This is a genomic window from Burkholderia sp. S-53 (genome assembly GCF_025560745.1).
Lineage (GTDB): Bacteria > Pseudomonadota > Gammaproteobacteria > Burkholderiales > Burkholderiaceae > Burkholderia > Burkholderia pyrrocinia.
In genome coordinates this window covers 3,072,525-3,099,178 of sequence record NZ_CP090484.1, presented here as the reverse complement: position 1 = coordinate 3,099,178, position 26,654 = coordinate 3,072,525, and the positions used below count along the sequence as shown (strand labels likewise).

The window sequence follows — 26,654 nt, the reverse complement described above, 5'->3', positions numbered from 1 at the left end:
CCGGCACCCGGCGCATGGACCTTCCCCGGCAATCGATGCACTCGGCGGAGCGCCCCGTCCGCGCGTGGCTGACGCCCCGACGCATCGTCACGTACAGCGCGTTCGCGCTCGTGCTCCACGCGCTGTTCCTGGCGATCTGGGCGTACGTGATCCGCTACGCGCCGGGCACCGCCATCACGACCCCGGGTGCGGACTACGCGGTGTTCTGGTCGGCGTCGTACGCGATGCTGCACGGCGCGCCATGGCAGGCGTACGATTTGCCGACCTTCTCGCGGCTGTCGGCCGCGTTGTTCCCGTATTTCCGCGGCGAAGGCCTCGTCGCCTGGCTGTACCCGCCCACCTACCTGCTGCTCGTGACGCCGTTCGCGCTATTGCCCTATGCGATCGGCTATCCGCTGTTCGTCGCGTTCGGCGTCGTCGTGTTCGGGTTCGTCGCGTGGCGTGTCTCGGGCCTCGGCGCGACGCCCGGCGTGCGGCGCGTCGGCGCGTTCGCGCTGGTCGCCGCCCCGTGCGTGTTCGTCACCGCGATGCTCGGGCAGAACGCGTTCCTGACCGCTTCTTGCGCGGCGCTGGCCGTCTGCTGGGCCGACCGGCGGCCGATGTGGGCCGGCCTCTGCATCGGCCTGCTGTCGGTCAAGCCGCAGATGGCGCTGCTGTTCCCGTTCGTGCTGATCGCCGCGCGCGCGTGGCGCACGATCGCGTGGGCCACGCTCGCCACCGCCGCGTTCGGCGCGTTGAGCGTGCTGGTGTGCGGCGTCGAGTCGCTGCGCCTGTTCGCCGCCAGCGCGGGGCTCGCGCGGTCGCTCATTCTCGAGCATCGCGTGGCGTTCTGGTTCGCGTCTCCGACGCCGTTCGCGGCGTTCCGCCTCGCCGGCCTGCCGCTCGGCGCCGCGTATGCCGCGCATGCCTGCGTCGCCGCGATCGCGATCGCGGCCGCGTGCATCGTGTGGGCACGCTCGCGCGACACCCGCGTGCGCGTGGCGGTGCTGGCGGTCGCGACGCTCGCGGCGAACCCGTATGTGTGGCACTACGAACTCGCGTGGCTCGGCGTCGCGATCGCCTGCATGCTGGCGACCGGCTGGCGCGACGGCTGGCTGCGCGGCGAGCAGACGATGATCGCGCTGATGTGGGCGCTGCCGCTCTACGAATACCTGAACCCGTGGCTCAACGCGCCGCAGATCGGCCCGGCCGTGACGCTCGCCGCCCTCCTCGTGCTGCTGCGCCGCGCGCGGTCCGGCGCTCACAGCGCGAGCCGCGGCGGCACGTACACGCCGTAGTACGGCCCGACGCCGGTCGCGACGCCGGTCATCTTCACGCCGGCGACGAAGTGGCCCTGGATGTACTTGTACGAGCCGCCGAGCGACACGTCGATGTGGAACGCCGCGAACGCGACGATCGGCACGTAGGTGCTGCTCGACGTCTGCGTGACGACCGGCAGCACCACCGTCGTGCCGACCGGCACCGACGTGTAGAGCGTCGCCTTCACGCCGGTCGCGAGGTAGATGCTGTCGCCGATATTGAGCGTCGTCGGGTTGCCGGTCACCATCAGCCCGCCCATCGTCGTCGTGTCGGTCGCCGTCGACAGGAACGACGTCCACTGCCCGCCCATGCACAGCGCGCCATAGGTCTGGCCGTTCGTGATCGAGAACTCGTACGGCAAGCCCGTCAGCGGATTGATCAGCGGCTGGTTGGTCACCGCGTTCCAGTACTGGTTGTACACGCACTGGTCGATCGCGACCGGAAACAGTCCGCCGGCCGCCACCCCGCCCGGCGCGGCCAGCACCGCCACCGCGGTCGCGCTGCCGGACGCGCCGGGAATCCCCAGCAGCCCGCCGAGCAGCAGCGGAATCGAGCCGCCGTTCACGCCCGGCGCTCGCGACACGGTAACCTGCACGGCCGGCACGTCGTATGCGCCGGGCGTGATGGTCGTCGCCTGCATCGATGCGGGGCTGCGCGTCACGTTCCAGTAGCCGGTGGTCACCGTGCCGGTCGACAGCGCGGCGCCGGCCGCCGAGTTCTGTGCGATCACGCCGTTCGCCGCCGGCGCGGCCTGCGACCAGTTCAGCGCGCCGCCGCTCGGCGACATCATCGCGTCGGCCCCCGCGAGCGCGGCCGCGTCGGCGGCGTTCTGCAGCTGGTTGCGCACGGTGGCCACCCACGCGATGTCGATCGCCAGCGCGCCGAACGACAGCAGCGGAATCAGGAACAGCAGGAAAAACAGCGCGACCGAGCCGCGCTGCCGCGCGGGGCCGAGCGCTCGCGTGTCGTCCGCGTCATTCATAGAGCATCACCGAAGTGGCCGAGACCGTCACCGGGCCGGTCAGCGCGCTGAACGCGGAACCCAGCACCATCCCCGAATACGTGTAGGTCACCGTCACGGTCAGCGCGGTGCCCGCCGTCGTGCCGTTCGCCTGGGTCACGGTCACGGCCGGCGTCGTCGCGGTGCCGCCGGTGATCAGGCTGTTCTGCATGTAGTTCTGCGCGACGCTGGCGATCTGCGTCGTGGTCAGCATCGGCACGCGCAGCACGACGCCGGCGCGCGCGGCCTCGCGGCTCGCGTTCGTGATGACGGCCTTGTCGCACAGGATCAGGCTCGTGTCGATGATGCCGATCAGCACCATCAGCAGGAACGGCAGCATCAGCACGAACTCGAGGGACACGACGCCGCGCGCACGGCGGGCGCCCGTCGCCCCGCGTGTCATTTTGCGGCCCCCGCGCCCGGCGGCGCGACGCCCGACTCCAGCGCCGCGCCCGACAGCGGCGCCCCGCCGCCGGCAGCTCCGCGCGACGCGAGCCGCGCGCGCACCGCCTGGTAGAAGCGCAGGTTGTCGGCCACCGCCGACGCGGGCAGATCCGCGGACAGCAGCTTCTTCGCCGAATCGGTGTTGCCGAGCACGCCATACGCGAACGCGAGGTTCTGGCGCGCCTGCCACGGCGCATCGGGCAGCCCCGCGACGTCGAGCAGCACGTTCACGCCCTCGCGCGGCCGGTTGCTCAGCACGAGCGACAGCCCGAGGTCGATGCGCAGCCCCTGCGCGTCCGGATGCGCGCGCAGCGCGTCGCGATACACGGCCTGCGCATCCGCATGGCGCCCCTGCAGGTCGAGCACGGTGCCGAGCCCTTCCGCCGCGAGCGGATGGTTCGGCTGCGCGGCCAGCAGGTCGCGATAGCGCTGCGCGGCCTCGTCGAGCCGGCGTTGCCGCAACGCGACGCGCGCGAGCCCGAGCCGCGGGCCGAGCTCCGCGGGCGACTGCCGCTGCGCTTCCTCGTAGAGAATCCGCGCGCGCTCCAGGTTGCCGGTGCGATAGTTGACGTCGCCGAGCCCCAGCTGCGCCGCGAGCGAATCGGGATGCGCGGCGAGCACCTTCTCGTACAGCGTCGACGCGAGATCGACATTGCCGCCGGCAAGCGCGCTGTCCGCGATGCGCAGTTCGGCCTGCGGGTCGTCGCTCTTGTGCGACAGCACCGGCCGCGTCTGGACGCCCGGCGCGCAGCCGCCGGCCAGCACCGGCAGCACGGCCGCGAGCGCGAGCGTGCGTACGACGGATCGTGTCATTTGAAGACCTCGAGGAGGCGAATCGCGGCCGGGCCCGCCGCGATCAGGCAGACCGTCGGCAGGATGAACAGCATCATCGGCAGCGTGATCTTCGGCGCGAGCTTCGCGGCCTTTTCCTCGAGCGCGACGATCTGCTCGGTGCGCTCGGTGCGCGACAGGGTTCGCAGCGCCTGCGTGATCGGCGTGCCGAACCGCTGCGACTGCGTGAGCGTCGTCGCGAGCGAGCGCGCCGACGCGAAATCGACGCGCGTCGCGAAATGCGTGAGCGTCGCGGCCACGTTGCCGCTCAGCGTGAGCTCGTCCGCGCACACCGTCAGCTCGTCGGCGAGCGGCGGGCAGATGCGCGCCAGTTCGTGCGCGACGCGCCGGATGCCCGACGCGAGACTGTTGCCGGCCATCGTGCAGATCACGAGCAGGTCGAGCGCGTCCGGAAAACACGCGGCGATGATCCGCCGGCGCCGCCGGATCATCGCGCCGAGCACGTACTCGGGCACGATCACGCCGATCACGAACGCGGCGACCATCGCCAGCGCACGGATCACGAAGTATTCGCCGAAGCGCGGAATGAACGGGCTGAACACGATCGCGACGCCCGCGAACAGCACGCCGCAGCTCAGCTTGATGCCGATCATCGACGACACCGCACGGCGCTCGCGAAAGCCGGCGCGCGTCAATTGCAGGCCGAGCTTCACGCGCTGCATCGGGTCGAGCACCGGCAGCCGTTCGCCGAGCTGCGCGAGCCGCCGCGTCACGCCCTGGCGGACCTCGTCCGGCTGCAGCCGCCCCGCCGATAGCGACGGCGCGCGCTGCCCGGCGGCCTGCTGCACGCGCTCGGCGATGCGCCGGCGCGTGCTGCCGCCGGGCGTGGCGAGCGCCACGCCGACGCAGGCGAGCAACAGCAGCAGTTCGAGGCCGCGGGCGGCCAGTATCGACATCGTCATCGCGCGGTATCCAGTTTCGAGATCTTGCGGATCGTCAGCAGACCGACCGCCAGCAACCCGGCGGCGATCGTCAGCATCATGTTGCCGGCGTGCGTCGTGAACAGCAGCATCACGTACGCGCGGTTCACGAGGAACAGCGCGCCGATCATCACGAACGGCACCGCCGAAATGATCTTCGTCGTGATCCGCCCTTCGGCGGTCAGCGCGCGGGTCTTCAGGCGGATGTCGCGGCGCGTGCGGATGATGCTCGACAGTTCGTCGAGCGTCTCGCCGAGGCTGCCGCCGGTTTCGCGCTGCAGCAGCAGATAGACGGTGAAGAACGAGAAGTCCGCGATCATCAGCCGGTCCGCCGCCTGCGTCAGCACGTCCTTGAGATCCGCGCCGACCCGCAGGCTGTCGCCCATCGAGCGGAACGTCGAACACACCGGCTCGGCCGCGCTGTCGCCGACCGTGCTGATCGCCTGCGTGACCGGAATGCCTGCGCGCACGGCCCGCACGATCAGGTCGATCGCGTCCGGGAACGCTTCGAGAAAACGGATCCGGAAGCGCTCGACCAGCGAGCGGTAGCTGGCGCGCATCGCGAGCAGCGGCACCCCGACGCAGATCAGCGGACGCAGGAAGCCCGGCGGCCCGATCAGTTGCACCGCGACGAGCGCCGCGATCGCGCCGGCGATCGTGCTGGCGACGACGATCCGCATGCCGCCTTTGCCGCCCACCGCGCGCACGCGCGTCACGTAGCGCTGCAGCCACGTGCGCGCACGGCTTTGCCGGCGTTCGAGGTTGAACAGCGCGACGCCGGACCCGTCGGCCGCGCCCGCATCGCGGCCCGCGAGCAACGGCGACAGGCGCCGCATCCGCTCGCGAATGCGCTGCGCCGGCGTGCGGCGCGCGCGATCGAGCAGCGACGACAGCGCGAGCCCGATCGCGAGGATCACGACGAACGCGCCCGCCGCGAACAGGTCGGCGGCCTTCATTGCCGGAACACCTCGGTGAGCGCGTCCTCGACGCCGTAATACGCGGCGCGCGCCGCGAATGCCGGCCGCAGCGACGACGCGTCGAACACGCCCTTGACCGAATCGCGCGTCGTGTCGCCTTCCTGGCGGAACGCGAACAGGTCCTGCGTGATGACCACCTCGCCCTCCATCCCGACGATCTCGGTGATGCGCGTGACGCGCCGCACGCCGTCGCGCATCCGCTCGACCTGCACGAACAGGTGCACGGCGCTCGCGATCTGGCGCCGGATCGACAGCAGCTGCAGGTTCGCGTTCGCCATCATGACCATGCTTTCGAGCCGGCTGATCGCGTCGCGCGGCGAGTTCGCATGGATCGTCGTCATCGAGCCGTCGTGGCCGGTGTTCATCGCCTGCAGCACGTCGAACGCCTCCGGGCCGCGAATCTCGCCGAGGATGATGCGGTCGGGCCGCATCCGCAGCGCGTTGCGCACGAGGTCGCGCTGCGAGATGCCGCCGAGCCCCTCGGTATTCTCCGGCCGCGTCTCGAGGCTGACGACGTGCGGCTGCAGCAGCTGCAGCTCGGCCGCGTCCTCGATCGTCACGATCCGTTCGTGCTGCTCGATGTGCTGCGACAGCGCGTTGAGCAGCGTCGTCTTGCCCGAGCCGGTGCCGCCCGAGATCACGATGTTCAGCCGGCACGAACACGCCACCTTCAGCACCTGCAGCATCGGATGCGAGATGTTGCCCTGATGCGCCATCCGCGCGAGCGTGATGTCGCGCTTCGCGAACTTGCGGATCGAGATCGACGGGCCGCGCATCGCGATCGGCGGCAGCACGACGTTCACGCGGCTGCCGTCGGCGAGACGCGCGTCGACCATCGGGCTGCTCTCGTCGACGCGCCGGCCCACCGCCGCCGCGATCCGCTGCGCGACGCTCGTCACGTGCGCGTCGTCGCGAAACTTCAGCGACGTGAGTTCGAGCCGGCCCGCGCGCTCGACGTAGACTTGGTCGGGCCCGTTGACGAGGATGTCGGTGACGGTATCGTCGGCGAGCAGCGGCTCGATCGGCCCGACGCCGAACATGTCGTTCAGGATCGCGTCGACGATCAGCACCTGCTCGCCGGCCGTGATCTTCAGGCGCTCGCGCTCGACCGTGTGCGCCGCGACCTGCTCGATGCCCGCGCGCACTTCGTCGCGCGTCTTCATCAGCGCCGCCGACATGTTCATCGACGCGAACACCGCGGTGCGGATCGCGTCGAACTTGCCGGAGCGGATCAGCGCCTCGTGGGTGTCGGCCGCCGCCGGCGCGCGGGTCGGCGGCGGCGCGGGCGCGACCGCCGGCTCGGGCGCGCGCGGCGCCGCGGGCGAGGCGGCCGGCGCCGGGTCCGGCGGCGGCCGGTTGCGGTTACCGAACGTCACGATCCTTTCCTCCACTTGATGAAGCGCGCATACCACGGTTCGGCGACGGCCATCGGTTCGCCGGTGATGCCGTTCGCGAGCGCCCGGATCCCGTCCAGGAAGCCGCGGCGCTTCGCGCCTTCGATCGGCTCGCCGAGGTTCTCGGCGACCGCGAGCGTCTGCGGCTCGTGCGGCAGCTCGCGCAGCGTCGCGCCGCTGAACGCGCCCGCGAAATCGGCCGGCTCGACGCGGCCCGCGACCGGCGCGAGCGGATTGTTCAGCACCATCGACAGCTGCCGCTCGCCCGGCAGCTCCTGCACGAAGCGAGCGAGCCGCGCGGATTCGTACGCGGCGTGCACCGAGCGGTCGGCGACGACGTAGACGAGACCAGAAGCGTCGAGCGCTTCCTCGAACAGCTTGCCGGCGCCGCTGCCGACGTCGAACAGCACGTAGTGGAAACGGTCCTTCAGCATGTCGACCAGGCGCGCGACCGCCCCGTCGCTCAGCGGCACGTCGGCGCCGTACGCGAGCTCGGCCGACAGCACGTGCAGGCGGTCGCCCTGCGTGACGAACATGCGGTCGAACAACGCGTCGTCGGGACGCTGCTCCATGTTCAGCAACTCGACCAGTCCGTTGTTGCTGGACAGCCCCAGCATCGAGTTCGCGCCGCCGCCATGCAGGTTCAGGTCGATGTACGCGACGCGGCGGCGTTTCTCGCCCGCCAGGCAGCGCGCGAGGCTCACCGCGATGGTCGTCGCGCCGACGCCGCCGCGTGCGCCGACGAAGCTGACGATCTTGCCGGTGCGCACCTGCACGACCGATTCCGTCGCCGTCAGCGCGCGCCGCATCAGCTCGACGGTCAGCGGCTTGACGATGTAGTCCTGCACGCCGATGCCGAGCAGGTTGCGAAACAGCCCGACGTCGTTCTGCGTGCCGATCGCGACGACCCGCACCGACGGATCGCACACGTCGGCGAGCCGCATCAGGTCCGACACCGGCAGCACCGAATCCGACACGTCGATGACCAGCTGGCGCGGCGAACGCTCGTGCTGCTGCAGCAGCCGGATCGCGTCGTCGCAGGTGCCGGTCTGCAGGTGCGCACGCGCGATCGACAAATCGTGCGCGACGCGCCGGATCACGTCCTCGCTGCCGGGATCGGACACCACCGCGACGAGATCCGTCGCGCCGGCGGACGCGGCGCGCTTGGCGTTCTGGCGGTCGAGGACGTTCATGAGCGGCATCGCGATGGCCTCGGGAATCGGTTCAATGGCCGGGCGAGCCGGTCGTCGTCAGCGCCTTGTCGGACGTCGGCTGCTTCACGCGATCCTCGACGTAGCGGCGCACCGCGCCGGCCGCGACTTCCGCGTCGGCGCCGCCGTACGGCACGGGCGCGACGAGATCCTGCGGCCGCGCGAGCATCGCCGCGAGGTTCGTGTAGGTCGCGCAGCCGAACGGCACGCCCGGCCGCCCGAAGCCCGCGTCGACGAGATGCGACGGCTGCATCAGCTTCGCGCAGTCGGGCTGCACCGCGTGCACGCCGTCGAAGCCGATCGACCGCGCGTCGGGCAGGTTCAGCGGCGGCGGCGCCGACATGCAGCCCGCCAGCGCCAGCGGCAGCAGTGCCAGGACGGTGGTTCGAACTTGCATGGGCGATCCTCCGGTTCAGTACACGAAGCCCGCGGCGCCGACGAGGCGCGGCGTGTCGCCCGACAGCAGGTCGAGCCCGAGGTTGCGCTGCACCGCGAACTCCAGGTCGCTGCTCGGCCGCGCGACGGTGTCGATCGCCTGCTCGAGCTGGCCGGGCCCGGTCGGCTGCACGATGTACGGCGTGACGATCACGACCACCTCGGTCTTGTTGTCCTGGAAGTTCTTCGACGAAAACAGCCGGCCGATGATCGGCAGCCGGCCGAGCCCTGGGATCTGCGACACGGTGTCGGCCGTCTGGCTCTGCAGCAGCCCGCCGATCGCGAAGCTCTGCCCGCTCGACAGCTCGACCGTGGTGTCGACGCGCCGCACGGTAAGCGCCGGCACCTTGATGCCGCCCGTCGTCACGCTGTTGCTCGGATCGACCTCACTGACCTCCGGCCGCACCTTGAGGCTGATGCGGTTGTCGGCGAGCACGGTCGGCGTGAAGTCGAGCGACACGCCGAACGGCTTGTAGTCGACCGTGATCACACCCGTGTTGCCAGCCTGTGCAACGGGGACCGGAATCTCGCCGCCCGCGAGGAAGCTCGCGGTCTCGCCCGACATCGCGGTGAGGTTCGGCTCCGCGAGCATCGTGATCAGCCCCTCCTGGTCGAGCGCATCGAGCACGACGTCGATCGACCAGCGCCCCGCGCGGAACCCGCCGAGCACCGAGAATGCGCCGGTCGGCGACAGGTTGAACAGGCCGTTCGTCGGGTCGAACAGCGTGCGCCCGTTGAACAGCCCGCCGACGAAGTTGCCGGCGGCGCCGAGCGAGCTCCAGTTGATGCCGAGCTGCTGCGTGACGTTGCGGCTCACCTCGGTCACCCGCACGCGCAGGTTCACCTGGATCGGGCGCGACAGCGTGAGCCGGTTGACGATCTTTTCCTTGTCGTGCAGGTACGGCGCGAGCGACTGCATCACGGCGTCCGCGTCGGCCGCGCCCGGCACCTTGCCCGACACCATCAGCGAGCCCGGCGCGCCGGACACCGACAGCTTCAGCTGCGGAAAGCGGCTGTCGAGCACCGCCTGCAGCGAAGCCGTGTCGACCTGCACGATCACCGTCCTGCGCAGGATCGGCCGATGGTTCGCGCCGAGCGCGATCAGCGTGGTCGTGCCGGCCTTCTTGCCAAACACGAACACGGTGCGCGGCGACGGCACCTGGATGTCGGCAATGGTCGGATCGGCGACGAACATCGCGACCGCGGGCTCGGGCAGCGACAGCATCTCGCCCTTGCCGGTCGCGATCGACAGCGTCGCGCCGGCGTCCGGCGCGCGCGCGCCCTGCGCGAACGCGACGCCGGGCGCGGCGAGACCGGCCAGGCACCAGAGAGCGATCCAACGAACCATGCGCACCATGCGTGTTCCCGTCATCCCGTCAAATGCCGGCCATCGGGCGGCCGCCCCGATCCGTCGACCCGTCATTGCGGCGCCGCCACCCTCGGCAGTTGCGCCGTCGCATCCGCCGCGACACTGCCGCCGCCCGGCGGCGCCGGCAGCCCCGGCAGGCCGGACGGCAGCGGCGGCAGGCCCGGCGTGCCGGCGCCGCCGCGCGACCCGTCGTCGATCGACGAACCGCGATAGATCACGACCGTGTTGCCCTGTCCCGTCGGCCGCGCGCCGCCGGCTTCCGGCCCGGCGGACGGTGCACGCGCGGCCTCGCGGGCCGCGCGCGACACGTCGCCCGCCCACACCGGCTGCGTATCCGGCTCCGGCTCGTCGCCGCCCGCCGGTTGCCGCCGGTCGCTGGTCGCGAAGCTGCGCAGTGCGAGCGACAGCGAGCCGAGGCGCGTCGCGACCAGCACGACCTGCGCGGTGCGCGGCGCGACCTCGAGCGTGACCGTGCGTGCACGCGCCGTCGCGTCCGGCGCGCTCGCCGGCGTCTTCGCGCGCTGGAATTCCGAGCCGACCGCGAGCACGCGCGCGCGCCGCACGACCGTCTCCGCTTCGAAGGTGCCGGGCGACGTCGCGGAGCCGCCGATCTGCTGCGTGAGCACCACGTCGACGAAGTCGCCCGGCTGGATCAGCCCCGCGTTGCCCGACACGTCGTCGACCGGCACCGAGATCGCGCGCATGCCGGGCTGCAGCGCGGCCGCGAGAAAATCCGGCGCGCCGGCCGGAATCACGTTGTCCGTGCGGATCGGCGTGCCGGCGCCGACGCGGTTGCGCAGCAGCGCGCCCTTCAGGTCGGCGCCCGGCTGCGACTCGACGAACGCGCCCGGCGGCACCTGCGCGCGCGGCATGCGCTTCCATGCGAGATCGTTGTCGCGCAGCAGCAACCCTTCCGGCAGATCGGCGGCCGCGACGCGCACGCGCGCCTGGTCCGCTTCGCCGGGGGCCGACGACGTCGACGCGGCGACGTATAGTTCGCGCAGGATGAACGCGCCGATGCCGGCAGCAACGATCAGCACGGCCATTCTCAGAGGTTTGGGCATGGCGGCGTGCGTCCCCCCGGCTAGGTAAGCGAAACCGCGCGCGCAAACGGCGCCCAGACGGCCAGCGCGCCGCCGAGCGCGAGCGCGACGCCGTACGGCACGCCGCGCACGGCGACCGTGCGGGCGGGCGCGGCACGCCGCTGCCACGCGACGGCCGCGAGCGCGGCGAGACCGCACAAGGCGCCGGCCGCGCCGACGATCGTCAACACGGAGAACGCCAGCGCCGGGCCGGCCCACAGGAATACCGCCGCCGCCAGCTTGACGTCGCCGCCGCCGATCCAGCCCGCGTGGCGCAAGCCGCCGAACAGCAGCAGCATCGCCGCGGCGGTCGCGACGTGGCCGGCCAGCGGCGCGAGCCCTTCGCGCGCGAGCGCCGCCGCGACGAAATACAGCATCGCGAACGCCAGCACCGCGCGATTGGACAGGCGCCGGTCGCGCAGGTCCTGCGCCGCGAGCGACGCCAGCACGACCGAGGCCACCGACTGCACGAGCGTGAGCATGGGAGAGCAGTCCGTCGGCGCACCCCCGGCTGGATACGTTCTACCGCTGCGGATCCGTGTGTTCGTCGGCGGCGCGCGGGTTCAGGGGATCAGATCAGGCTCGTCACCTTCGTGATCAGCGCCGTGAACACGCTCGGCAAGCCACCGGAAGTGCTGCTGAGGATCACGCCGACTGCTGCCAGCGCGACCACGACGATGCCGGCCAGCACCGCATATTCGAGCGAGCTGACGCCACGTTCATCACGCAGCAGGGACTTGACGTATTGCAGCATGGCAACCTCCGTGTGACGGGGTCGATGATCGACCGTTGAACGTAATGACGATGCATGGTCCGGCGGCTGCCCCGGGCATTCGCCCATTCGCGACTCACGCGAACGGCCCTGGCATCAGGCCGTTCGCCTCCCCGAAGTCCGCTCGATCACTGCGACGCGCGGCATGCAACGACGGCATCGATCGTTGCATTGGCGCACCTGTCGTGCGGCCGTCGCTGTACGCCACCGACCGCACTGATTCGTCTAGGGTATAGACAATTTTTTGGACGATTTCAAATAATTTAGCGTCGGAATGTATTTATGGATGGCACCCTGAAACAATGAATTTCATACAGGCCATCTTTCGGAATTCTTTCTCGTGGCATTCCGCGTCGCTCGGATATCGAAGTAAGAATGTTAACTGTCGCGATGCGTCATTTTCCGGCCGGCGGATAACCCGTTTCCATTCGGTTTTCCGGTATGCCGGATGCGGCCGTGCGCACCGTTTCGCGCGGGCAGCCAGCCAAAGATGGTCGCCCTGGATCGGTTTCATTTGACCGCCAGATACCCATTTCACCGCCCGGATCGGCCCGCCGATCGACATGCGAATCCGCGATTTCGCCATTTCAGGAATTTCCCGATCGTCGCCTGCCCGATCGGCAAGCTGTGCCGATCGACATGATCGGAATCCTTAACGATTCCCCGATACATGCGAATCCGCTTTCCGTCCGCGCAACACGGCGCGCCCGGCCCGGCAACCCGCCGAGCGGCGATAAGCATAGTTCAAATCGTTGCTTGTCCCGCGCCGGACGCGTCCACCAGAATGGCGTGACGCCTCTCTTCCCGACTTCACTTCTCGCGACCCGACGCACCATGACCGATCGATTTCCGTTTCCGCTGCGCGTGCTGCGATCGCTGCTGGCAGCCACGCTGATGACGCTGGCGGCTGCCGCCGCGCACGCCGACAAGCCCGCCACCATCCGCATCGGCGTCGCCCAGCAAGGCGCCGGCGATCCGCCGACCTTCGGCGGATCGAGCGCGGCCACCGCGCAGTTGCAGCAACGGGTCGAAAAGGAGTTCGCGGCCGACGGCATCACCGTGCAGTGGCTGTTCTTCAAGGGCGCGGGGCCGGCCGTCAACGAGGCGATCGCCAACAAGGCGCTCGACTTCGCGTACCAGGGCGATCTGCCGGCCGTGCTCGCACGCTCGAACGGGATCAAGACGCACCTGCTGCTTGCCGCGAGCGTGCGCTCGGGCGTGAAGATCGCGGTGCCGCCCGACTCCGGCATCCGTTCGATCACGGACCTGAAGGACCGCCGCGTGTCGATCTTCCGCGGCACGAACCTGCAGCTCGTCGCCGACAACGCGCTCGCGAAGAACGGCCTCGGCGAACGCGACCTGCGCGTGATCAATCTCGACTCCGCAAGCTCGCTCGCCGCGCTCGCGTCGAAAGGCATCGACGCATCGGTGGGCGACTACCAGCTATACAAGCTGCGCGACGCGGGGCTCGCGAAGATCATCTACGAATCGCAGAACGACGGCCCGCAGTACACGCGCCAGACCCACCTGCTCGTGCTCGACGATTTCGAGCGCGCGCATCCGGACATCGTGCAGCGCGTCGTCAACGCGCTGGTCAAGGGTGCGCAATGGTCGTCCGACGAAGCGAACCGCGATGCGCTGTTCAAGCTGTGGGCGAAAAGCGGCGTGCCGTATTCGTCGTGGCAGGCCGATTATGCGAACCAGCGCCTGAGGGAGCGCCTGTCGCCGCTGATCGATCCGTTCCTCGTCGCGCGCTACAAGGCCGTCGCGCAGGATGCGCTGAAGCTGAAGCTGATCCGCCAGCCGGTCGACGTCGACGGCTGGTTCGAGCCGAAGTATCTCGACAATGCCCTGCGCACGCTGAAGCTCGAAAACTACTGGACGCGCTACGACGCGACCGGCAAGCCCCTTTCCTGACCCGGACCCGCCCCGATGAGCGACACCGCGATCCCGATTCCGTCGTCGAAGCCACATGCGCTCGCCGCGCAGCCGCGCCGCGCGGCGAGCGTGAAGCGGCTCGCGTGGCAGCTCGCGCCGTGGGTACTGCCCGCGCTGCTGTTCGCGCTGTGGACGGTCGGCAGCGCGCGCGGCTGGATCGCGCCGCAGATCCTGCCGCCGCCTGAACGGGTGTACGACGCACTCGCCGAGCTGGCGACAAGCGGCGATCTCGCGCGCCACACGCTGATCAGCCTGCAGCGCGTGCTGGTCGGCTTCGCGGCCGGCTCGCTGCTCGGTTTCTCGATCGGCGTCGCGCTCGGCCTGTCGCGCACGCTGGAAGCCTACGTGCTGCCGAGCTTCAACGCGCTCGTGCAGATTCCGGTGCTCGGCTGGCTGCCGTTCCTGCTGCTGCTCGTCGGCGTCGGCGAACCGCTCAAGACCCTGCTGATCGCGCATGCGGCACTCGTCCCCGTCACGATGAGCACGTTGCAAGGGTTTCGCCAGACGCCGCCCGCGCTCGACGAAGTCGCGCGCGGGTTCGGCTACACGCGCCGGCAACGCATCGTCCACGTCGTGCTGCCGGCCGCGATCCCGACGCTCGCGACCGGCGTGCGGCTCGCGTTCACGAAGTCGTGGCTCGCGCTCGTCGTCGTCGAGCTCGTCGCGTCTTCCGAAGGGCTCGGCTACCTGATCGTGTACGGGCGGCAACTGTTCCAGCTCGATCTCGTGATGGCGGCCGTGGTCGTGGTCGGCGCGGTCGGCCTGCTGATCAACCGGCTGCTCGACGCACTCGAAGCGCGCCTGCGCCGCGGCGTGCCGTCCGCGTTCCGCGGCTGAACCGGCCTGCCCGCGCAACCGAAGGAGACCATTCCATGCCCCATGCCGCCACGCCGACGCTCGCGCCGGACGCCATGCCGTCGCCCGCCACGGCCGCCCGCCGCCTGCATGCGCCCGACTGGCGCGGCTTCGTGCTGCCGCTCGTCGCGTTCGCGCTGTGGTGGGCGATCGCTTCCGCGCACCTCGTCAAAAGCGGGCTGCTCGTCGGCCCGGCCGACGTCCTGCGTACCACGTGGTTGCAGGTCACGAGCGGCGCGCTCGGCCGCGCACTGTCCGCATCGCTCGCGCGCGAAGCCTGCGGTTTCGCGATCGGCGCGACGGGCGGGCTGCTGCTCGGCACCGCGCTCGGGCTGTCGCGCATCGCCGCGCGCATGGTCGGCCCGAGCTTCGACACGTTCAAGCAGATCTCGCTGTTCGCGTGGATTCCGCTGATTTCCGTGTGGTTCGGCCTCGGCGACGTCGCCAAGGTCGTGTTCCTGTCGCTCGCCGCGCTGCTGCCCGTCGCCGCGCACACCTGCGACGGCATTCACGCGGTGCCGCGCGCGTATGTCGACGTCGCCCGCGCGCTGCGCTACACGCGGCTCCAGCTCGTCCGCTACGTGATCCTGCCGGCCGCACTGCCGTCGATCTTCACCGGGCTGTATCTCGGCCTGATCTATTCGTGGCTCGCGACGCTCGGCGCCGAATACCTGCTCGTCGCCGGCAGCGGGATCGGCAACACGCTGATCGACGGCAGCGAGCAGTTCCGGATGGATCTCGTGCTGTTCGGGATCATCGTCGTCGGCGTGACCGGCTGGGCACTGAACGCGATCGCGCGTGCGATCGAACGCAAGGTGCTCGCCCGGCGCGGCGACCTGCCGCGATGATCGCCCTCTCCTTCCCTGTCGCATCCTTCCTCGCTCCGCCATGACGACCCTCGCTTCCGATTCGCTCGACATCCTCCATGTGAGCAAGCACTACGCGCAACGCGGCGCGGCGCTCGCCGTGCTCGACGACGTGTCGCTGCACGTGCGCGCCGGCGAATTCGTCACGATCGTCGGCGCGAGCGGCTGCGGCAAGTCGACGCTGCTGCGGCTGATCGCGGGGCTCGACACCGACTACGCGGGCGAGATCCGCGCCGGCGACGAACGCGTGCGCGACACGTCGCTGCAGCGCGGGATCGTGTTCCAGGATCACCGGCTGTTCCCGTGGCTGACCGTCGAACAGAACATCGGCGCCGCGCTGCGCAACGCGCCGCTCGACGCGGCCGCGAAGCGGCGCGCGGTCGCGGACCACGTTGCGCTCGTCGGGCTGAACGGCTTCGAGCACGCGTTTCCGAACCAGTTGTCGGGCGGGATGGCGCAGCGCGTCGCGATCGCGCGCGGCCTCGTGAACCGGCCGCGCGTGCTGCTGCTCGACGAGCCGTTCGGCGCGCTCGATGCGCAGACGCGCGCGCGGATGCAGAACGAACTGCTGCGCATCTGGGAACAGGAGCGCATCACGATGATCCTCGTCACGCACGACGTCGACGAAGCCGTCTATCTCGGCGACCGTGTCGTCACGATGGCGCCGCGCCCGGGCCGCATCGAACGCATCGTCGACGTCGCGCTGCCGCGGCCGCGCCGGCGCGATTCGCCGGAATTCGCGCGGTTGCGCGACACGGTGCTCGCCGATTTCGACGATGACGAACCGCCGCGCGACGACAGCGCGGGCGGCAAGCGCATCGACACGCTTCACGCGCACCGGATCGGCGAATGGCGGCTTGCGTGGTAGGCACGAGTCGCAACCGCATTGCTCAGCATGACGACACATATCGATCATCGCGGCACGCACGCTAAGGTTGTGACGATTCATCGGTTCCGGTTCCGCGCGGTCCCTGCTTGAATGGAGACTCGACCGACCCGACTCCAGGAGACTCCCGATGTCCGAAGTCCAGCACGCCGCTCACCCGTCTTCGCATGCTTCGCACGCCGCGCCGCGCACGGCCGCCGCCCCGCTCCAGCTTCGCCAGGTGGCCGGCCGGATCGGCGCCGAGATCGCCGGCGTCCGGCTGTCGGCCACCCTCGACGACACGACGTTCGATGCGATCCAGGCCGCGCTGCTGCGCCACAAGGTGCTGTTCTTCCGTGGCCAGCACCATCTCGACGACACCGCGCAGGAAGCGTTCGCGCGCCGCTTCGGCGACACGGTCGCGCACCCGACCGTGCCGTCCGTCGACGGCAGCGCGCATCTGCTCGAACTCGATTCCGCTCATGGCGCGCGCGCCAATTCGTGGCACACCGACGTCACGTTCGTCGATGCATACCCGAAGATCTCGATCCTGCGCGCGGTCGTGATTCCGCCGTTCGGCGGCGATACGGTGTGGGCCAACACGGCCGCCGCGTACACGCATCTCCCCGACCCGCTGCGCGCGCTCGCCGACACGCTGTGGGCGATCCATACGAACGCATACGACTACGCGTCGACGCATGTGCACGCCGACGACACGCAACTGAAGCGCTACCGCGAAGTGTTCACGTCGACCGTCTACGAAACCGAGCACCCGGTCGTGCGCGTGCATCCGGAAACCGGTGAGCGCACGCTCGTGCTCGGGCACTTCGTGCAGCGGCTCAAGGGGCTGTCGGCGCAGGATTCCGCGCACCTGCTGCAGGTCTTCCACGAACACGTGACGCGTCTCGAGAACACCGTGCGCTGGAACTGGCAGGAAGGCGAGGTCGCGATCTGGGACAACCGCGCGACGCAGCACTACGCGATCAACGACTACGGCGATGCGCGCCGAGTCGTGCGCCGCGCGACCGTTCACGGCGACGTGCCGGTCGGCATCGACGGCCGCCAGAGCGTCGTGCTGAAGGGGCCGGGCGCGACGCTGCAATAACGTCCGCGTACCGCGGCGGCGCCGTTTCGTGCGCGCCGCTGCATGTTCCGTTCCATTCGCCACCGGATCCACCACCATGCACCTCCCGCCGCCGGACCGACGCTTGCACGCGCAACGATGTCGGCCATCCACCCCGTTCACTTCCGCCAGGAGCGTCGCATGAGCGCCCTACCCGAACCGGCAGCCCAGCCGGTCGACGTGATCCCGCTGTCCGCCCATATCGGTGCGGAAATCCGCGGCGTCGACCTCACGCAACCGTTGACCACGCCGCAGATCGCGGCAATCCGCACCGCGCTGCTGAAGTGGCGCGTCATCTTCTTCCGCGAACAATTCCTCACGCACGAGCAGCACGTCGCGTTCTCCGCGCAGTTCGGCGAGCCGACGGTCGGCCACCCGGTGTTCGGGCACGTCGACGGCCATCCGGCCGTCTATTCGATCGCGAAGCATCGCAAGGCGACGCGTTTCGACGGCGAACCGGTGCGCCGGCCGTGGACAGGCTGGCACACCGACGTGACGGCCGCCGTGAACCCGCCGTGGGCGTCGATCCTGCGCGGCGTGACGATCCCGCCGCACGGCGGCGACACGCACTGGACCAACCTCGTACGCGCGTATGACACGCTGTCCGCGCCGCTGCGCGGTTTCGTCGACGGCTTGCGCGGCATCCACCGCTTCACGCCGCCGGCCGGTGCGCGCGCCACCGGCGCGTTCGACGACGCGGTCGAACGCCGCCCGCTCGTGACCGAGCATCCGCTCGTGCGCGTGCACCCGGAGACCGGCGAACGCGCGCTGTACGTGAGCCCGAGCTTCCTGAAATCGATCGTCGGTCTGACGCCGCGCGAGAGCCAGGCGCTGCTCGAACTGCTGTGGGAACACGTGACGCGGCCGGAATTCACGATCCGCTTCAAGTGGGAACCGCGCAGCATCGCGTTCTGGGACAACCGCGCGACCGCGCATCTCGCGCCCGTCGACATCTTCGATCTCGACTTCGACCGCCAGCTCTACCGCACGACGCTCACCGGCGACGTGCCGGTCGGCCCCGACGGCCGGCCCTCGGTCGCGCTCGAAGGCTCGCCGGTCGAAGCGGCCGCGGCCGTCGCGCTCGACTGACCGCAACCGGCACCGGCGCGCACGAGCGCGCCGGCCCTTCGTCCGTCAATCCAGCCACACGCCGTCGAACCGGTGCCCGCCGAGCGGCGAGAACGTCAGCCCGTGTACGCGCTTGGACACCGGCAGCGACACGATCGACGTCGCGATCGGCGTGAACGGCACCTGGTCCTTGAACACGACCTGCGCCTGTTCGTACAGCGCCGTGCGCTTCGCGACATCCGCATTCGAGCGCGCCGCGCTCACCAGCTTTTCGAAATCCTGGTTGCACCACTTTGCGAGGTTGCTGCCGTGCACCGCGTCGCAGCCGAGCAGCGTGCCGAGCCAGTTGTCGGGGTCGCCGTTGTCGCCCGACCAGCCGTACAGGATCGCGTCGTGCTGCCCGTCGTGCTTCGCGCGGCGGTTGTATTCGCCCCACTCGTAGCTGACGATCTTCGCGCGCACGCCGATCTTCGCCCAGTCTTGCTGGATCAGCTGCGCCATCAACTGTGCATTCGGGTTGTACGGGCGCTGCACGGGCATCGCCCACAGCGTCAGGTCGAAGCCGTTCGGGAAACCGGCCTGCGCGAGCAGCGCCTTCGCGGCCGCCGGATCGCGCGGCGCATCCTTCAGGCGCGGGTTGTACGACCATTGCGCAGGCGGCATCGGGTTCGTCGCGATCTTCGCGTCGCCGTTGAAGACGGTCTTCACGATCGCCGTCTTGTCGATCGCGATGTCGAGCGCCCGCCGCACGTCGACGCGATCGAGCGGCGCATGCTGCGTGTTGTATGCGACGAAACCGACGTTGAAGCCCATCCCTGAGAACAGCGCCAGCTTCGGGTCGCGTCGCACCGTGTCGAGATCGGCCGGCCGCGGAAACGCCGACACCTGGCACTCGCCGGCCACGAGCTTCTGAAGGCGCGCGGCCGGATCGGGCGTGATCGCGAACACGAGGCGCGCGAGTTTCACGTCGTCCGCTTTCCAGTAGTCGGGGTTTGCTTCGTAGCGGATCAGCGCATCCTTCTGGTACGTACGCAGCAGGAACGGCCCGGTGCCGACCGGGAACTGGTTGATGTCGGCCTCGCGATGGCGCGCCGCGAGTTGCGACGCATATTCGGCCGACAGGACCGACGCGAACGCCATCGCGAGGTTGCGCACGAACACGACGTCGGGCGACTTCAGCACGAAGCGCACCGTGTAGTCATCGACCTTCTCGATCCGCTCGACGTTGCGGTCGAAGCCGAGATCGCTGAAGTACGGGAAGTTGACCGGGTAGGCCTTGCGGAACGGATCGTCGGGATCGAGCATCCGGCGGAACGTGAACACGACGTCGTCGGCCTGGAACGGCCGCGTCGGCTTGAACCACGCGGTCGTCTGGAATTTCACGCCGCGCCGCAGGTGGAACGTGATCGTGCGCTGGTCGGGCGACACGTCCCAGCTGGTCGCGAGCGACGGTTCGAGATCGAGCGTGCCGCGCCTGAACTGCACGAGCCCGTTGTAGATCGTGTACGTGCTCGCGTCGAAATCGGTGCTCGTCGTGTGCTGGCCCGGATCGAAGCCGGCCGGGCTGCCTTCGGTGCAGTACACGAGCGTCTTGCCGGCCGGCGCGGCAAGCGCCTGCGTGGCCGCGCCGGCAAGCAGCAGCGACGCGGCCACGCAACGAAGTGCGACAACGGCATGCGGTGCGCGACGCGCACGGCGCGCGGCTGACGAAACGAAAGGATTCTTCATGGTGGCGGAGAGAAGGAATGAGTCATGCGAATGACGACGGCCGATCTTCGCGCGCCTCCCGCCGATCGCTTACCAATTAATTCGGCGTTGCTTATCGCCGCACGTGCATCCCGCTGCCCGTGCATGGAAATGTCCACGCGAGCGTCGGGGGATCGTCCGGAAGACCCTTCGCGCCACATCGCAGCGCACCGCCGCCTTCCGGCCCCCTGCAGACTCTCCGGAATTGGCGCATCGTATCGGCTGGCAAACGCCGGCACGGGCGCGCCGGGATCCTCCCGGGGCGACGCCACGCCGCCGATTCCTGGAGGACCCACGATGTCGACCAGCTCCGATACGCCCTCTCGTCCCGTGAAGTCGCCGGGCCCCGATCATCCGATCACGATCGAGCCGCATCCGTCGCGCGTGGTGGTCACGGTGGCCGGCAAAGTCGTCGCCGATACGCGCCGCGCGCTGGCGCTGCGCGAGGCCAGCTATCCGGCCGTGCTCTACATCCCGCGCGAAGACGCCGACATGTCGCTGCTGCGACGCACCGACCACGCGACGTACTGCCCGTACAAGGGCGACTGCGCGTATTACTCGATCCCGGCCGGCGGCGAACGCTCGACCAACGCCGTGTGGACGTACGAGCATCCGTATCCGGCCGTCGAAGCGATTCGCGGGCACCTCGCGTTCTATCCGGACCGCGTCGACTCGATCGAGGAAAGCGCCACCGGCACCGATTGAGCGCCGCTGATTTGCATATGCGCATTCATTGGTTGGCCGCCGGCCCGCGCGGCCGTATCGTCCTGAATCCGGCGCGGGCCGGCCCGTTGCGTGCATCGCCCGCATCGGGCCCCGTCCTGCGCCGGCCGCGCCGCCTTTGCGCGCGCCCCGTGAACCCGCACGCAGGACGCTCCGATGAACGACACACCGCACGCAGACGTTGAAACGCCCCCGTCGAACCCGCGCCGCCGCCAGTGGCTGCACGGCGCGGCCGCCGGGCTTGCCGGGCTCGCGCTCGGGCCGCTCGCGGCCCGGCCCGCGCTGGCCGACGGCAACGGCACGCGGCTGCGCATCGGCTTCCAGAAATACGGCAACTTCGTCGTGCTCAAGGCGCGCGGCACGCTCGAGAAGCGTCTCGCGAGCCAGGGCGTCGCGGTGCAATGGCTCGAATTCCCGGCCGGTCCGCAACTGCTCGAAGGGTTGAACGCCGGCGCGATCGACGTCGGCACGGTCGGCGAAACGCCGCCCATCTTCGCGCAAGCCGGCGGCGTCGATTTCGTCTATATCGGCAACGAGCCGCCCGCGCCGCAAGGCGAGGCGATCGTCGTGCTGCCCGATTCGCCGATCCGCAACGTCGCGCAACTGCGCGGCAAGAAGGTCGCGTTCAACAAGGGTTCGAACGTCCACTACCTGCTCGTGAAGGCACTCGAACATGCGGGCCTCACGTATGCCGACATCCAGCCGATCTACCTGACGCCCGCCGACGCGCGCGCCGCGTTCGTGCAACGCAGCGTCGATGCATGGGTGATCTGGGATCCGTATCTGGCGGCCGCCGAGCGGCAACTCGGCGCGCGCGTGATCGCGAACGGCGACGGGCTCGTGCGCAACACGCAGTACTACCTCGCCGCGCGCAAGTACGCGGCGGCTCAGCCGCAGGTGCTGCGCGCGCTGCTCGACGAAGTCGACGCGACCGATCGCTGGGCGCGCGACCACGTTTCCGAGGTTGCCACGCAACTGTCGCCGCTCGTCGGCCTCGACGCACCGACGCTCGAAATCGCACTCAAACGCGCCGGCTACGGCGTGCAGCCCATTACCGATGCAACGGTCGCGTATCAGCAGAACATCGCCGACACGTTCAGCACGCTGAAGCTGATTCCCGGCAAGCTGACGGTCGCCAGCGCGCGCTGACGCGCTGCCGATGCGCGATGCGACGCGTTACGCCGCGGGCGCCGCGCCGATGCGCCGCCATTCGTCGTAGTCGGTAACGAGGCCCGCTTCGTCGATCTCGATGTCGGCCGCATACGTGCCGCTCTCGTAGCGATACACGCGCGGCGCCGTACGCGTATAGCGCTGCTCGCCGCGCACGACGGCGAAATCCGGAAAGCGCAGCCAGGTGGTATGGATCACTGCCGATTCGCCGACGGCCAGCGCCAGCCGCCGGATCGGCAGCGTATTGGTCGACGGGCTGAAACCGAGGTCGATGTCGGTCGCGCCCGCGAGCGCCGGCGCATCAACGTCGTCGATCGTCCAGCGCGCTCCATCGCATGCGATGTCCAACTGTTGCGGCGGCAACGTGCCGATCCGGCGCGTCACGCGCGCCGAGCGCGTGAGCCAGTCGGCGCCGCATGCGATCGCATAGTCGATGCGAAACGGCGTGCCGTCGATCGCGCCCGATACCGAACCCGACAGATCGATTCCCGTTCGCGTCTCCGCGAGCCGGCACCATTCGGCCGCCTGCCACGTCTGCACGATCTGCCATGCGACGCATCGCGTGCGCACCGCTTCGTCCTGTTGCGTCATGTCGCCGTCTCCTGTCGGTCGCGCGAACGCCGATTTTCGCTCATCGCGTCGATGAACACACGCGGCTTCGGAGAACGGCACGTCCGCGCTCACGCCTGCAGCGACTTCCCCGGCTCCTTCACGTGCGCGTCGACTTCCATCTGGTAGAAGCGCGCGCTGACAAAGCCGAACAGCGTCCAGCCCAGGAACACGCACAGGCCGCCGAGCATCAGCGCCTGCTCGCCCGAGCTGAACAGCGCATAGAAGCTGTACGCGGTGGCGACCATCGCGATCACGTTCGTCAGCAGCGCCTTGGCCGGCGGCACCTTCGCGACCTTCTGGATCGTGATCAGCGCGGCCATCGACATCACGTACGGCACGAGGTTCGTGACGACCGCGAGATCGACGATCTTCTGGAACTGGCTGCTCAATTCCGGGCTGATCGTCATCAGCGCCAGCGCGACCTGCGCGACCAGCAGGATCACCATGCCGACGATCGGCGTGCCGGTGCGCGTCGCGCGCCCGAACACCGGCAGGAAGTAGCCGACGTCCGCCGAGCTCTTGAACACCTGCGCGACCGTGAACTGCCAGCCGAGCAGCGAGCCGATGCACGCGATCACCATCAGCGCGGTGACGATCGTGCCGACCGTCGGCGTGAACATCGTCGCGAACGCGATGCCGAACGGCGCGTTCGATTGCGCAAGGATCGCGTTGGGCACGATCCCCGCGATCACGTTGGTCGACACGATGTAGAAGATCGCCGATGCGATCGTGCCGCCGAGCACCGCGATCGGCACGTTGCGCTCCGGGTTCTCCACCGCGTCCGAGTTCGCGCACGCGGATTCGAGCCCGAGGAACGCCCACAGCGTCACCGCGATCGAGCCGCCGACGGCCGGCCCGAACGGCAGGTTGTGCGGATTCCACGCGGCGCCCCAGGTCGCGCCGCTGAACCAGAACCAGCCGATCAGCGACACGACGACGACCGGAATGATCACGCCCCACACGGTCACCGCGCCGATCCGGCCGGTGATGCGCGAGCCGCCGAAGTTCGCGACCGTCGTGAGCACGAGCAGGAAGATCGTCCACAGGCCCGTCTGCAGCGGCGACAGCGTCGCATCGAACAGCACGGTGCCGTAACCGACCGCCGTGACGCCGATCGCGACGTTGGCGATCACGAGCGACAGCCCGTACGTGTAGTTCGCCATGTAGTTGCCGGCCTTGCCGAACGCGTATTCCGCGTAGCCGCCCATCCCGCCCGGCTTGCGGCTCAACATCCCGCAGCGCGCGAACGCATAGGCCAGCGCAAGCGAGCCGCCAGCCGTGACGATCCACGACAGCAGCGAGATCGTGCCGACCTGCGCGAGCTTCGACGGCAGCAGGATGATGCCGGAGCCCATCATGTTGACTGCCGTGAGGATGGTGAGCTGCCAGACATTCATCCGGTTCTTCGGCGCGGCCGCCGGGGCCGCGTCGGATAGGCGCGCTGCGTTTTCCATGATGTCGATCCTTCGATGTGGGGCCGCCGCGCGGCCGGTCGCTCGTTCGTCCGGTTGCTCAGGCCGTCAGGCAGTACACGCGGTACGTGCCGTCCTCGACTTCCACGCCGTGCGTGTCGTGCGCGAAGCCCGGAAAGCGCCGGTCGTACGCCTCGAGCGCCTTCAGGTAGCCGAGCACCGGGCCGCCTGCCGGTCCCGCGTTCTCGCCCGGCATCAGCAGCGGAATGCCCGGCGGATACGGCACGACACCGGTGGCGACCGTGCGCCCGGCCAGCTCGTCGAGCGTGACCTGCTCGACGCGGCCCTGCACGAGATGCTCGTATGCGCGCACCGGGCTCATCTCCGGCTTCGGCAGGATCGAGAACGCCTCCGACATCAGCCGCGTCGTGCCGAGCTGCTCCATCGCCGCGAACATCGTGTCGGCCAGGTCCTTCAGCCCCATGCCCGCGTAACGCGCGCCGTGTTCCTTCACGAGCGACGGAATCGCCATGTCGAGCGGCAGGTTCGCATCGTAGTCGCGCTTGAAGTCGCACAGCGCGCTGACGAGCGAGCCCCACTTGCCCTTCGTGATGCCGATCGAGAACAGGAACAGGATCGTGAAGTCGGTCGTCTTCTCGACGACGATCCCGCGCGCATCGAGATAGGCGGTCAACACGCTGGCCGGAATGCCGACCGGCATCAGGCCGCCGGCCGGCGCGACGCCCGGCGTGACGATCGACACCTTGATCGGGTCGAGCATGCAGTAGCCGTCCTCGATATTGCCGAAGCCGTGCCATTGCGCGCCGGGTTTCAGCATCCAGCACCGCGGGTCGGTGGCGAGCAGGTCCGGCGGCGCCTCGTGGAACGGCAGCGACCGGCCCGTGCGCGTGTCGAGCACCGTATCGGGCTGCCAGCATTCGACGAACCAGTCGCCCTTCGCCGCGTACTCGGCATTCATCCGCGCGATCATCTGCCGGAACGCGACGGCCTCGTCGATCGACTCGCGCGTCAGCGCTTCGCCGCCGGGGCCGTCCATCATCGCAGCCGCGACGTCGTTCGACGCGATGATCGCGTAGTTCGGCGACGTCGACGCATGCATCATGAACGTTTCGTTGAACTGGCCATGCGGAATCGGGCTGCGGCCGTCGCGCACGTGGATGTACGACGCCTGCGACAGCGCGGTCAGCAGCTTGTGCGTCGACTGCGTCGCGAACACCGTGGGCCGGTCCGCATGATGGTCGCGCGGGTCGCCGTGCATTGCATGGCGGTCGCGGTAGATCGGGTTGAAGCGCGCATAGCCGTACCACGCTTCGTCGAAGTGCAGGCGGTCGACGCTCGCGCCGAGCAGTTCCTCGACGCGCGTGACGTTGTAGCAAAGGCCGTCGTAAGTCGAGTTCGTGACGATCGCGTGCTTCGGCTGGCGATCGGCCAGCCCGGCCGCGAGCGGGTTCGATGCGATCGCCTCGCGGATCGCCGCCTGCGTGAGGCGCTCGGACGCGATCGGCCCGATGATCCCGTAGCGGTTGCGCGTCGGCACGAGGTAGGTCGGAATCGCACCCGACATCGTCATCGCATGCTCGGCCGACTTGTGGCAGTTGCGGTCGCACAGCGCGATCTGGTCGCGGCTCACGCTCGCCATCAGGATGATGCGGTTCGACGTCGACGAGCCGTTCGTCACGTGATACGTGCGATGCGCGCCGAACACGCGCGCCGCGTAGCGCTCGCTGTCGCCGATCGGGCCCGAGTGGTCGAGCAGCGAGCCGAGTTCGCCGACCGAGATCGACAGGTCGGAGCGGAACAGCGCTTCGCCGAAGTATTCGAAGAACGCGCGGCCGACCGGCGACTTCAGGAAGCCCGTGCCGCCTGTGTGGCCGGGCGTATGCCACGAGTATTCGTAGACGCGCGAGAACTTCGCGAGTGCGCCGAACATCGGCGGCAGCACGGTCGAGCGATAGCGTTCGATCGCCGCGTGGATACGCCCGCCGATGAAGTCGGCCGTATCCTCGAGCAGCCAGACGAAATCGTCGACCTTGCCCATCACCGCGGACGGCACCGACGACGCGACGCTGCGGTCGGCCAGCAGGAAGATCGGCACGTTGGCATTGCGCTGCCGGATCGCATCGACCACGGCCTCGGACGGCCCGTGGCCGTCCACGCCGAGATCCCAGTCGAGCAGCACGCACTGGATCGACGGATCGGAGCGGATCAGCACGATCGCATCGTCAGCGGAGGTCGCCGTGAGCACGTCGATGTCGCGTTGCACGAGCTCCGCGCTCAGCGTGCGGACCGCGCGCCCCGTTGCCGTTTCCTGCGTGATCTCGTCGTCGACCAGCAGCGCACGCATGCCGAGACGACGGATGCCACCGGCGGACGTATTCATGATGTTGCCCTCGTTGTTCCGTTGCTTCGTTGGGGTTGTTCGTCTCACGAGCACGCGGACAGCTGGCCACGGTCGGCGACATGAGACGCTCGCAATTCCGGTTTGATTCGCCATCCAATT

25 protein-coding genes are annotated in these 26,654 nt (G+C 69.4%); 9 read left to right on the top strand and 16 right to left on the bottom strand.

Annotated elements, in window-relative coordinates; genetic code table 11:
- The first annotated feature begins 14 nt into the window (after window positions 1–14).
- Window positions 15–1,277, top strand: coding sequence for a glycosyltransferase family 87 protein (locus LXM88_RS35965; RefSeq protein WP_262544218.1), 1,263 nt, complete (start codon window positions 15–17; stop codon window positions 1,275–1,277).
- Here the strand turns inward: LXM88_RS35965 and LXM88_RS35960 are convergent.
- From LXM88_RS35960 to LXM88_RS35905, 12 genes are all read right to left on the bottom strand, one after another.
- Window positions 1,241–2,281 (bottom strand): TadG family pilus assembly protein, encoded by a 1,041-nt coding sequence (locus LXM88_RS35960; protein WP_262544217.1) that lies wholly within the window; start codon window positions 2,279–2,281, stop codon window positions 1,241–1,243. The genes LXM88_RS35965 and LXM88_RS35960 overlap by 37 nt on opposite strands.
- Window positions 2,274–2,702 (bottom strand): TadE/TadG family type IV pilus assembly protein, encoded by a 429-nt coding sequence (locus LXM88_RS35955; protein ID WP_262544216.1) that lies wholly within the window; start codon window positions 2,700–2,702, stop codon window positions 2,274–2,276. Before LXM88_RS35955 ends, LXM88_RS35960 begins: the two co-directional genes overlap by 8 nt.
- A complete protein-coding gene (locus LXM88_RS35950; protein ID WP_262544215.1) occupies window positions 2,699–3,556 on the bottom strand; it encodes a tetratricopeptide repeat protein in 858 nt (285 codons plus the stop codon). The genes LXM88_RS35955 and LXM88_RS35950 overlap by 4 nt, the downstream gene beginning before the upstream one ends.
- Complete coding sequence (locus LXM88_RS35945; RefSeq protein WP_262544214.1) at window positions 3,553–4,497, bottom strand: type II secretion system F family protein; 945 nt, start codon at window positions 4,495–4,497, stop codon at window positions 3,553–3,555. The genes LXM88_RS35950 and LXM88_RS35945 overlap by 4 nt, the downstream gene beginning before the upstream one ends.
- Complete coding sequence (locus tag LXM88_RS35940) at window positions 4,494–5,471, bottom strand: type II secretion system F family protein (RefSeq protein WP_262544213.1); 978 nt, start codon at window positions 5,469–5,471, stop codon at window positions 4,494–4,496. Before LXM88_RS35940 ends, LXM88_RS35945 begins: the two co-directional genes overlap by 4 nt.
- Window positions 5,468–6,868: a CpaF family protein gene (locus LXM88_RS35935; RefSeq protein WP_262544212.1), complete on the bottom strand. Its 1,401-nt coding sequence runs from the start codon at window positions 6,866–6,868 to the stop codon at window positions 5,468–5,470. The genes LXM88_RS35940 and LXM88_RS35935 overlap by 4 nt, the downstream gene beginning before the upstream one ends.
- Entirely contained in the window at window positions 6,865–8,088 is a 1,224-nt protein-coding gene (locus LXM88_RS35930) for an AAA family ATPase (protein ID WP_262544211.1), read from the bottom strand. Before LXM88_RS35930 ends, LXM88_RS35935 begins: the two co-directional genes overlap by 4 nt.
- A gap of 22 nt (window positions 8,089–8,110) precedes the next feature.
- Complete coding sequence (locus tag LXM88_RS35925) at window positions 8,111–8,494, bottom strand: CpaD family pilus assembly lipoprotein (protein ID WP_262544210.1); 384 nt, start codon at window positions 8,492–8,494, stop codon at window positions 8,111–8,113.
- Window positions 8,495–8,509: 15 nt separating this feature from the next.
- Window positions 8,510–9,889 carry a type II and III secretion system protein family protein gene (locus LXM88_RS35920; RefSeq protein ID WP_262544209.1) on the bottom strand — a complete coding sequence of 460 codons (1,380 nt, stop codon included), beginning with the start codon at window positions 9,887–9,889 and terminating at the stop codon, window positions 8,510–8,512.
- Between the two features lie 62 nt (window positions 9,890–9,951).
- On the bottom strand, window positions 9,952–10,965 hold the full coding sequence (gene cpaB, locus LXM88_RS35915) for a Flp pilus assembly protein CpaB (RefSeq protein WP_262544208.1): 1,014 nt from the start codon (window positions 10,963–10,965) through the stop codon (window positions 9,952–9,954).
- Window positions 10,966–10,985: 20 nt separating this feature from the next.
- Window positions 10,986–11,465 (bottom strand): A24 family peptidase, encoded by a 480-nt coding sequence (locus LXM88_RS35910; protein WP_262544207.1) that lies wholly within the window; start codon window positions 11,463–11,465, stop codon window positions 10,986–10,988.
- An 89-nt stretch (window positions 11,466–11,554) separates the two neighbouring features.
- On the bottom strand, window positions 11,555–11,737 hold the full coding sequence (locus LXM88_RS35905) for a Flp family type IVb pilin (RefSeq protein WP_034179896.1): 183 nt from the start codon (window positions 11,735–11,737) through the stop codon (window positions 11,555–11,557).
- Between the two features lie 912 nt (window positions 11,738–12,649).
- On the opposite strand from LXM88_RS35905, the gene LXM88_RS35900 reads away from it, so the two are divergent.
- The 6 genes from LXM88_RS35900 (at window position 12,650) to LXM88_RS35875 (ending at window position 18,491) form a co-directional block, all read left to right on the top strand.
- Window positions 12,650–13,672: an ABC transporter substrate-binding protein gene (locus tag LXM88_RS35900; protein ID WP_412524181.1), complete on the top strand. Its 1,023-nt coding sequence runs from the start codon at window positions 12,650–12,652 to the stop codon at window positions 13,670–13,672.
- A gap of 15 nt (window positions 13,673–13,687) precedes the next feature.
- Complete coding sequence (locus LXM88_RS35895; RefSeq protein ID WP_262544204.1) at window positions 13,688–14,530, top strand: ABC transporter permease; 843 nt, start codon at window positions 13,688–13,690, stop codon at window positions 14,528–14,530.
- 35 nt (window positions 14,531–14,565) lie between these two features.
- Window positions 14,566–15,396 (top strand): ABC transporter permease, encoded by an 831-nt coding sequence (locus LXM88_RS35890; RefSeq protein WP_262544203.1) that lies wholly within the window; start codon window positions 14,566–14,568, stop codon window positions 15,394–15,396.
- 40 nt (window positions 15,397–15,436) lie between these two features.
- A complete protein-coding gene (locus LXM88_RS35885) occupies window positions 15,437–16,282 on the top strand; it encodes an ABC transporter ATP-binding protein (RefSeq protein ID WP_262544202.1) in 846 nt (281 codons plus the stop codon).
- A gap of 148 nt (window positions 16,283–16,430) precedes the next feature.
- Complete coding sequence (locus LXM88_RS35880) at window positions 16,431–17,384, top strand: TauD/TfdA dioxygenase family protein (protein WP_262544201.1); 954 nt, start codon at window positions 16,431–16,433, stop codon at window positions 17,382–17,384.
- 159 nt (window positions 17,385–17,543) lie between these two features.
- Window positions 17,544–18,491, top strand: coding sequence for a TauD/TfdA dioxygenase family protein (locus tag LXM88_RS35875; RefSeq protein WP_262544200.1), 948 nt, complete (start codon window positions 17,544–17,546; stop codon window positions 18,489–18,491).
- A 45-nt stretch (window positions 18,492–18,536) separates the two neighbouring features.
- Here LXM88_RS35875 and LXM88_RS35870 read toward each other — a convergent pair whose 3' ends face one another.
- Window positions 18,537–20,198, bottom strand: a complete 1,662-nt coding sequence (locus tag LXM88_RS35870; RefSeq protein ID WP_262544199.1) for an ABC transporter substrate-binding protein — start codon at window positions 20,196–20,198, stop codon at window positions 18,537–18,539.
- A gap of 315 nt (window positions 20,199–20,513) precedes the next feature.
- Here LXM88_RS35870 and LXM88_RS35865 point away from each other — a divergent pair, with 315 nt between their 5' ends.
- Window positions 20,514–20,921 carry a DUF427 domain-containing protein gene (locus tag LXM88_RS35865; protein ID WP_262544198.1) on the top strand — a complete coding sequence of 136 codons (408 nt, stop codon included), beginning with the start codon at window positions 20,514–20,516 and terminating at the stop codon, window positions 20,919–20,921.
- 174 nt (window positions 20,922–21,095) lie between these two features.
- The gene (locus tag LXM88_RS35860; RefSeq protein WP_262544197.1) at window positions 21,096–22,088 is read left to right on the top strand and encodes a sulfonate ABC transporter substrate-binding protein; all 993 of its coding nucleotides are present in this window, start codon (window positions 21,096–21,098) and stop codon (window positions 22,086–22,088) included.
- A gap of 27 nt (window positions 22,089–22,115) precedes the next feature.
- On the opposite strand, the gene LXM88_RS35855 is transcribed toward LXM88_RS35860, so the two are convergent.
- The 3 genes from LXM88_RS35855 to LXM88_RS35845 all read right to left on the bottom strand — a co-directional run bounded on the left by LXM88_RS35855 (window position 22,116) and on the right by LXM88_RS35845 (window position 26,534).
- The gene (locus LXM88_RS35855; RefSeq protein WP_262544196.1) at window positions 22,116–22,700 is read right to left on the bottom strand and encodes a putative glycolipid-binding domain-containing protein; all 585 of its coding nucleotides are present in this window, start codon (window positions 22,698–22,700) and stop codon (window positions 22,116–22,118) included.
- A gap of 89 nt (window positions 22,701–22,789) precedes the next feature.
- Window positions 22,790–24,175, bottom strand: coding sequence for a putrescine-ornithine antiporter (gene potE / locus LXM88_RS35850; protein WP_262544195.1), 1,386 nt, complete (start codon window positions 24,173–24,175; stop codon window positions 22,790–22,792).
- 58 nt (window positions 24,176–24,233) lie between these two features.
- Entirely contained in the window at window positions 24,234–26,534 is a 2,301-nt protein-coding gene (locus tag LXM88_RS35845) for an Orn/Lys/Arg decarboxylase N-terminal domain-containing protein (RefSeq protein WP_262544194.1), read from the bottom strand.
- Between the last annotated feature and the right edge of the window lie 120 nt (window positions 26,535–26,654).

Bases quoted from the DNA above. Each gene is read 5' to 3' on its own strand.
- LXM88_RS35965 (WP_262544218.1), top strand. From the start codon at position 15: ATGGACCTTCCCCGGCAATCGATGCACTCGGCGGAGCGCCCCGTCCGC.
- LXM88_RS35960 (WP_262544217.1), bottom strand. From the start codon at position 2,281: ATGAATGACGCGGACGACACGCGAGCGCTCGGCCCCGCGCGGCAGCGC.
- LXM88_RS35955 (WP_262544216.1), bottom strand. From the start codon at position 2,702: ATGACACGCGGGGCGACGGGCGCCCGCCGTGCGCGCGGCGTCGTGTCC.
- LXM88_RS35950 (WP_262544215.1), bottom strand. From the start codon at position 3,556: ATGACACGATCCGTCGTACGCACGCTCGCGCTCGCGGCCGTGCTGCCG.
- LXM88_RS35945 (WP_262544214.1), bottom strand. From the start codon at position 4,497: ATGACGATGTCGATACTGGCCGCCCGCGGCCTCGAACTGCTGCTGTTG.
- LXM88_RS35940 (WP_262544213.1), bottom strand. From the start codon at position 5,471: ATGAAGGCCGCCGACCTGTTCGCGGCGGGCGCGTTCGTCGTGATCCTC.
- LXM88_RS35930 (WP_262544211.1), bottom strand. From the start codon at position 8,088: ATGCCGCTCATGAACGTCCTCGACCGCCAGAACGCCAAGCGCGCCGCG.
- LXM88_RS35925 (WP_262544210.1), bottom strand. From the start codon at position 8,494: ATGCAAGTTCGAACCACCGTCCTGGCACTGCTGCCGCTGGCGCTGGCG.
- LXM88_RS35920 (WP_262544209.1), bottom strand. From the start codon at position 9,889: ATGGTGCGCATGGTTCGTTGGATCGCTCTCTGGTGCCTGGCCGGTCTC.
- cpaB (WP_262544208.1), bottom strand. From the start codon at position 10,965: ATGCCCAAACCTCTGAGAATGGCCGTGCTGATCGTTGCTGCCGGCATC.
- LXM88_RS35910 (WP_262544207.1), bottom strand. From the start codon at position 11,465: ATGCTCACGCTCGTGCAGTCGGTGGCCTCGGTCGTGCTGGCGTCGCTC.
- LXM88_RS35905 (WP_034179896.1), bottom strand. From the start codon at position 11,737: ATGCTGCAATACGTCAAGTCCCTGCTGCGTGATGAACGTGGCGTCAGC.
- LXM88_RS35900 (WP_412524181.1), top strand. From the start codon at position 12,650: ATGACGCTGGCGGCTGCCGCCGCGCACGCCGACAAGCCCGCCACCATC.
- LXM88_RS35895 (WP_262544204.1), top strand. From the start codon at position 13,688: ATGAGCGACACCGCGATCCCGATTCCGTCGTCGAAGCCACATGCGCTC.
- LXM88_RS35890 (WP_262544203.1), top strand. From the start codon at position 14,566: ATGCCCCATGCCGCCACGCCGACGCTCGCGCCGGACGCCATGCCGTCG.
- LXM88_RS35885 (WP_262544202.1), top strand. From the start codon at position 15,437: ATGACGACCCTCGCTTCCGATTCGCTCGACATCCTCCATGTGAGCAAG.
- LXM88_RS35880 (WP_262544201.1), top strand. From the start codon at position 16,431: ATGTCCGAAGTCCAGCACGCCGCTCACCCGTCTTCGCATGCTTCGCAC.
- LXM88_RS35875 (WP_262544200.1), top strand. From the start codon at position 17,544: ATGAGCGCCCTACCCGAACCGGCAGCCCAGCCGGTCGACGTGATCCCG.
- LXM88_RS35870 (WP_262544199.1), bottom strand. From the start codon at position 20,198: ATGAAGAATCCTTTCGTTTCGTCAGCCGCGCGCCGTGCGCGTCGCGCA.
- LXM88_RS35865 (WP_262544198.1), top strand. From the start codon at position 20,514: ATGTCGACCAGCTCCGATACGCCCTCTCGTCCCGTGAAGTCGCCGGGC.
- LXM88_RS35860 (WP_262544197.1), top strand. From the start codon at position 21,096: ATGAACGACACACCGCACGCAGACGTTGAAACGCCCCCGTCGAACCCG.
- LXM88_RS35855 (WP_262544196.1), bottom strand. From the start codon at position 22,700: ATGACGCAACAGGACGAAGCGGTGCGCACGCGATGCGTCGCATGGCAG.
- potE (WP_262544195.1), bottom strand. From the start codon at position 24,175: ATGGAAAACGCAGCGCGCCTATCCGACGCGGCCCCGGCGGCCGCGCCG.
- LXM88_RS35845 (WP_262544194.1), bottom strand. From the start codon at position 26,534: ATGAATACGTCCGCCGGTGGCATCCGTCGTCTCGGCATGCGTGCGCTG.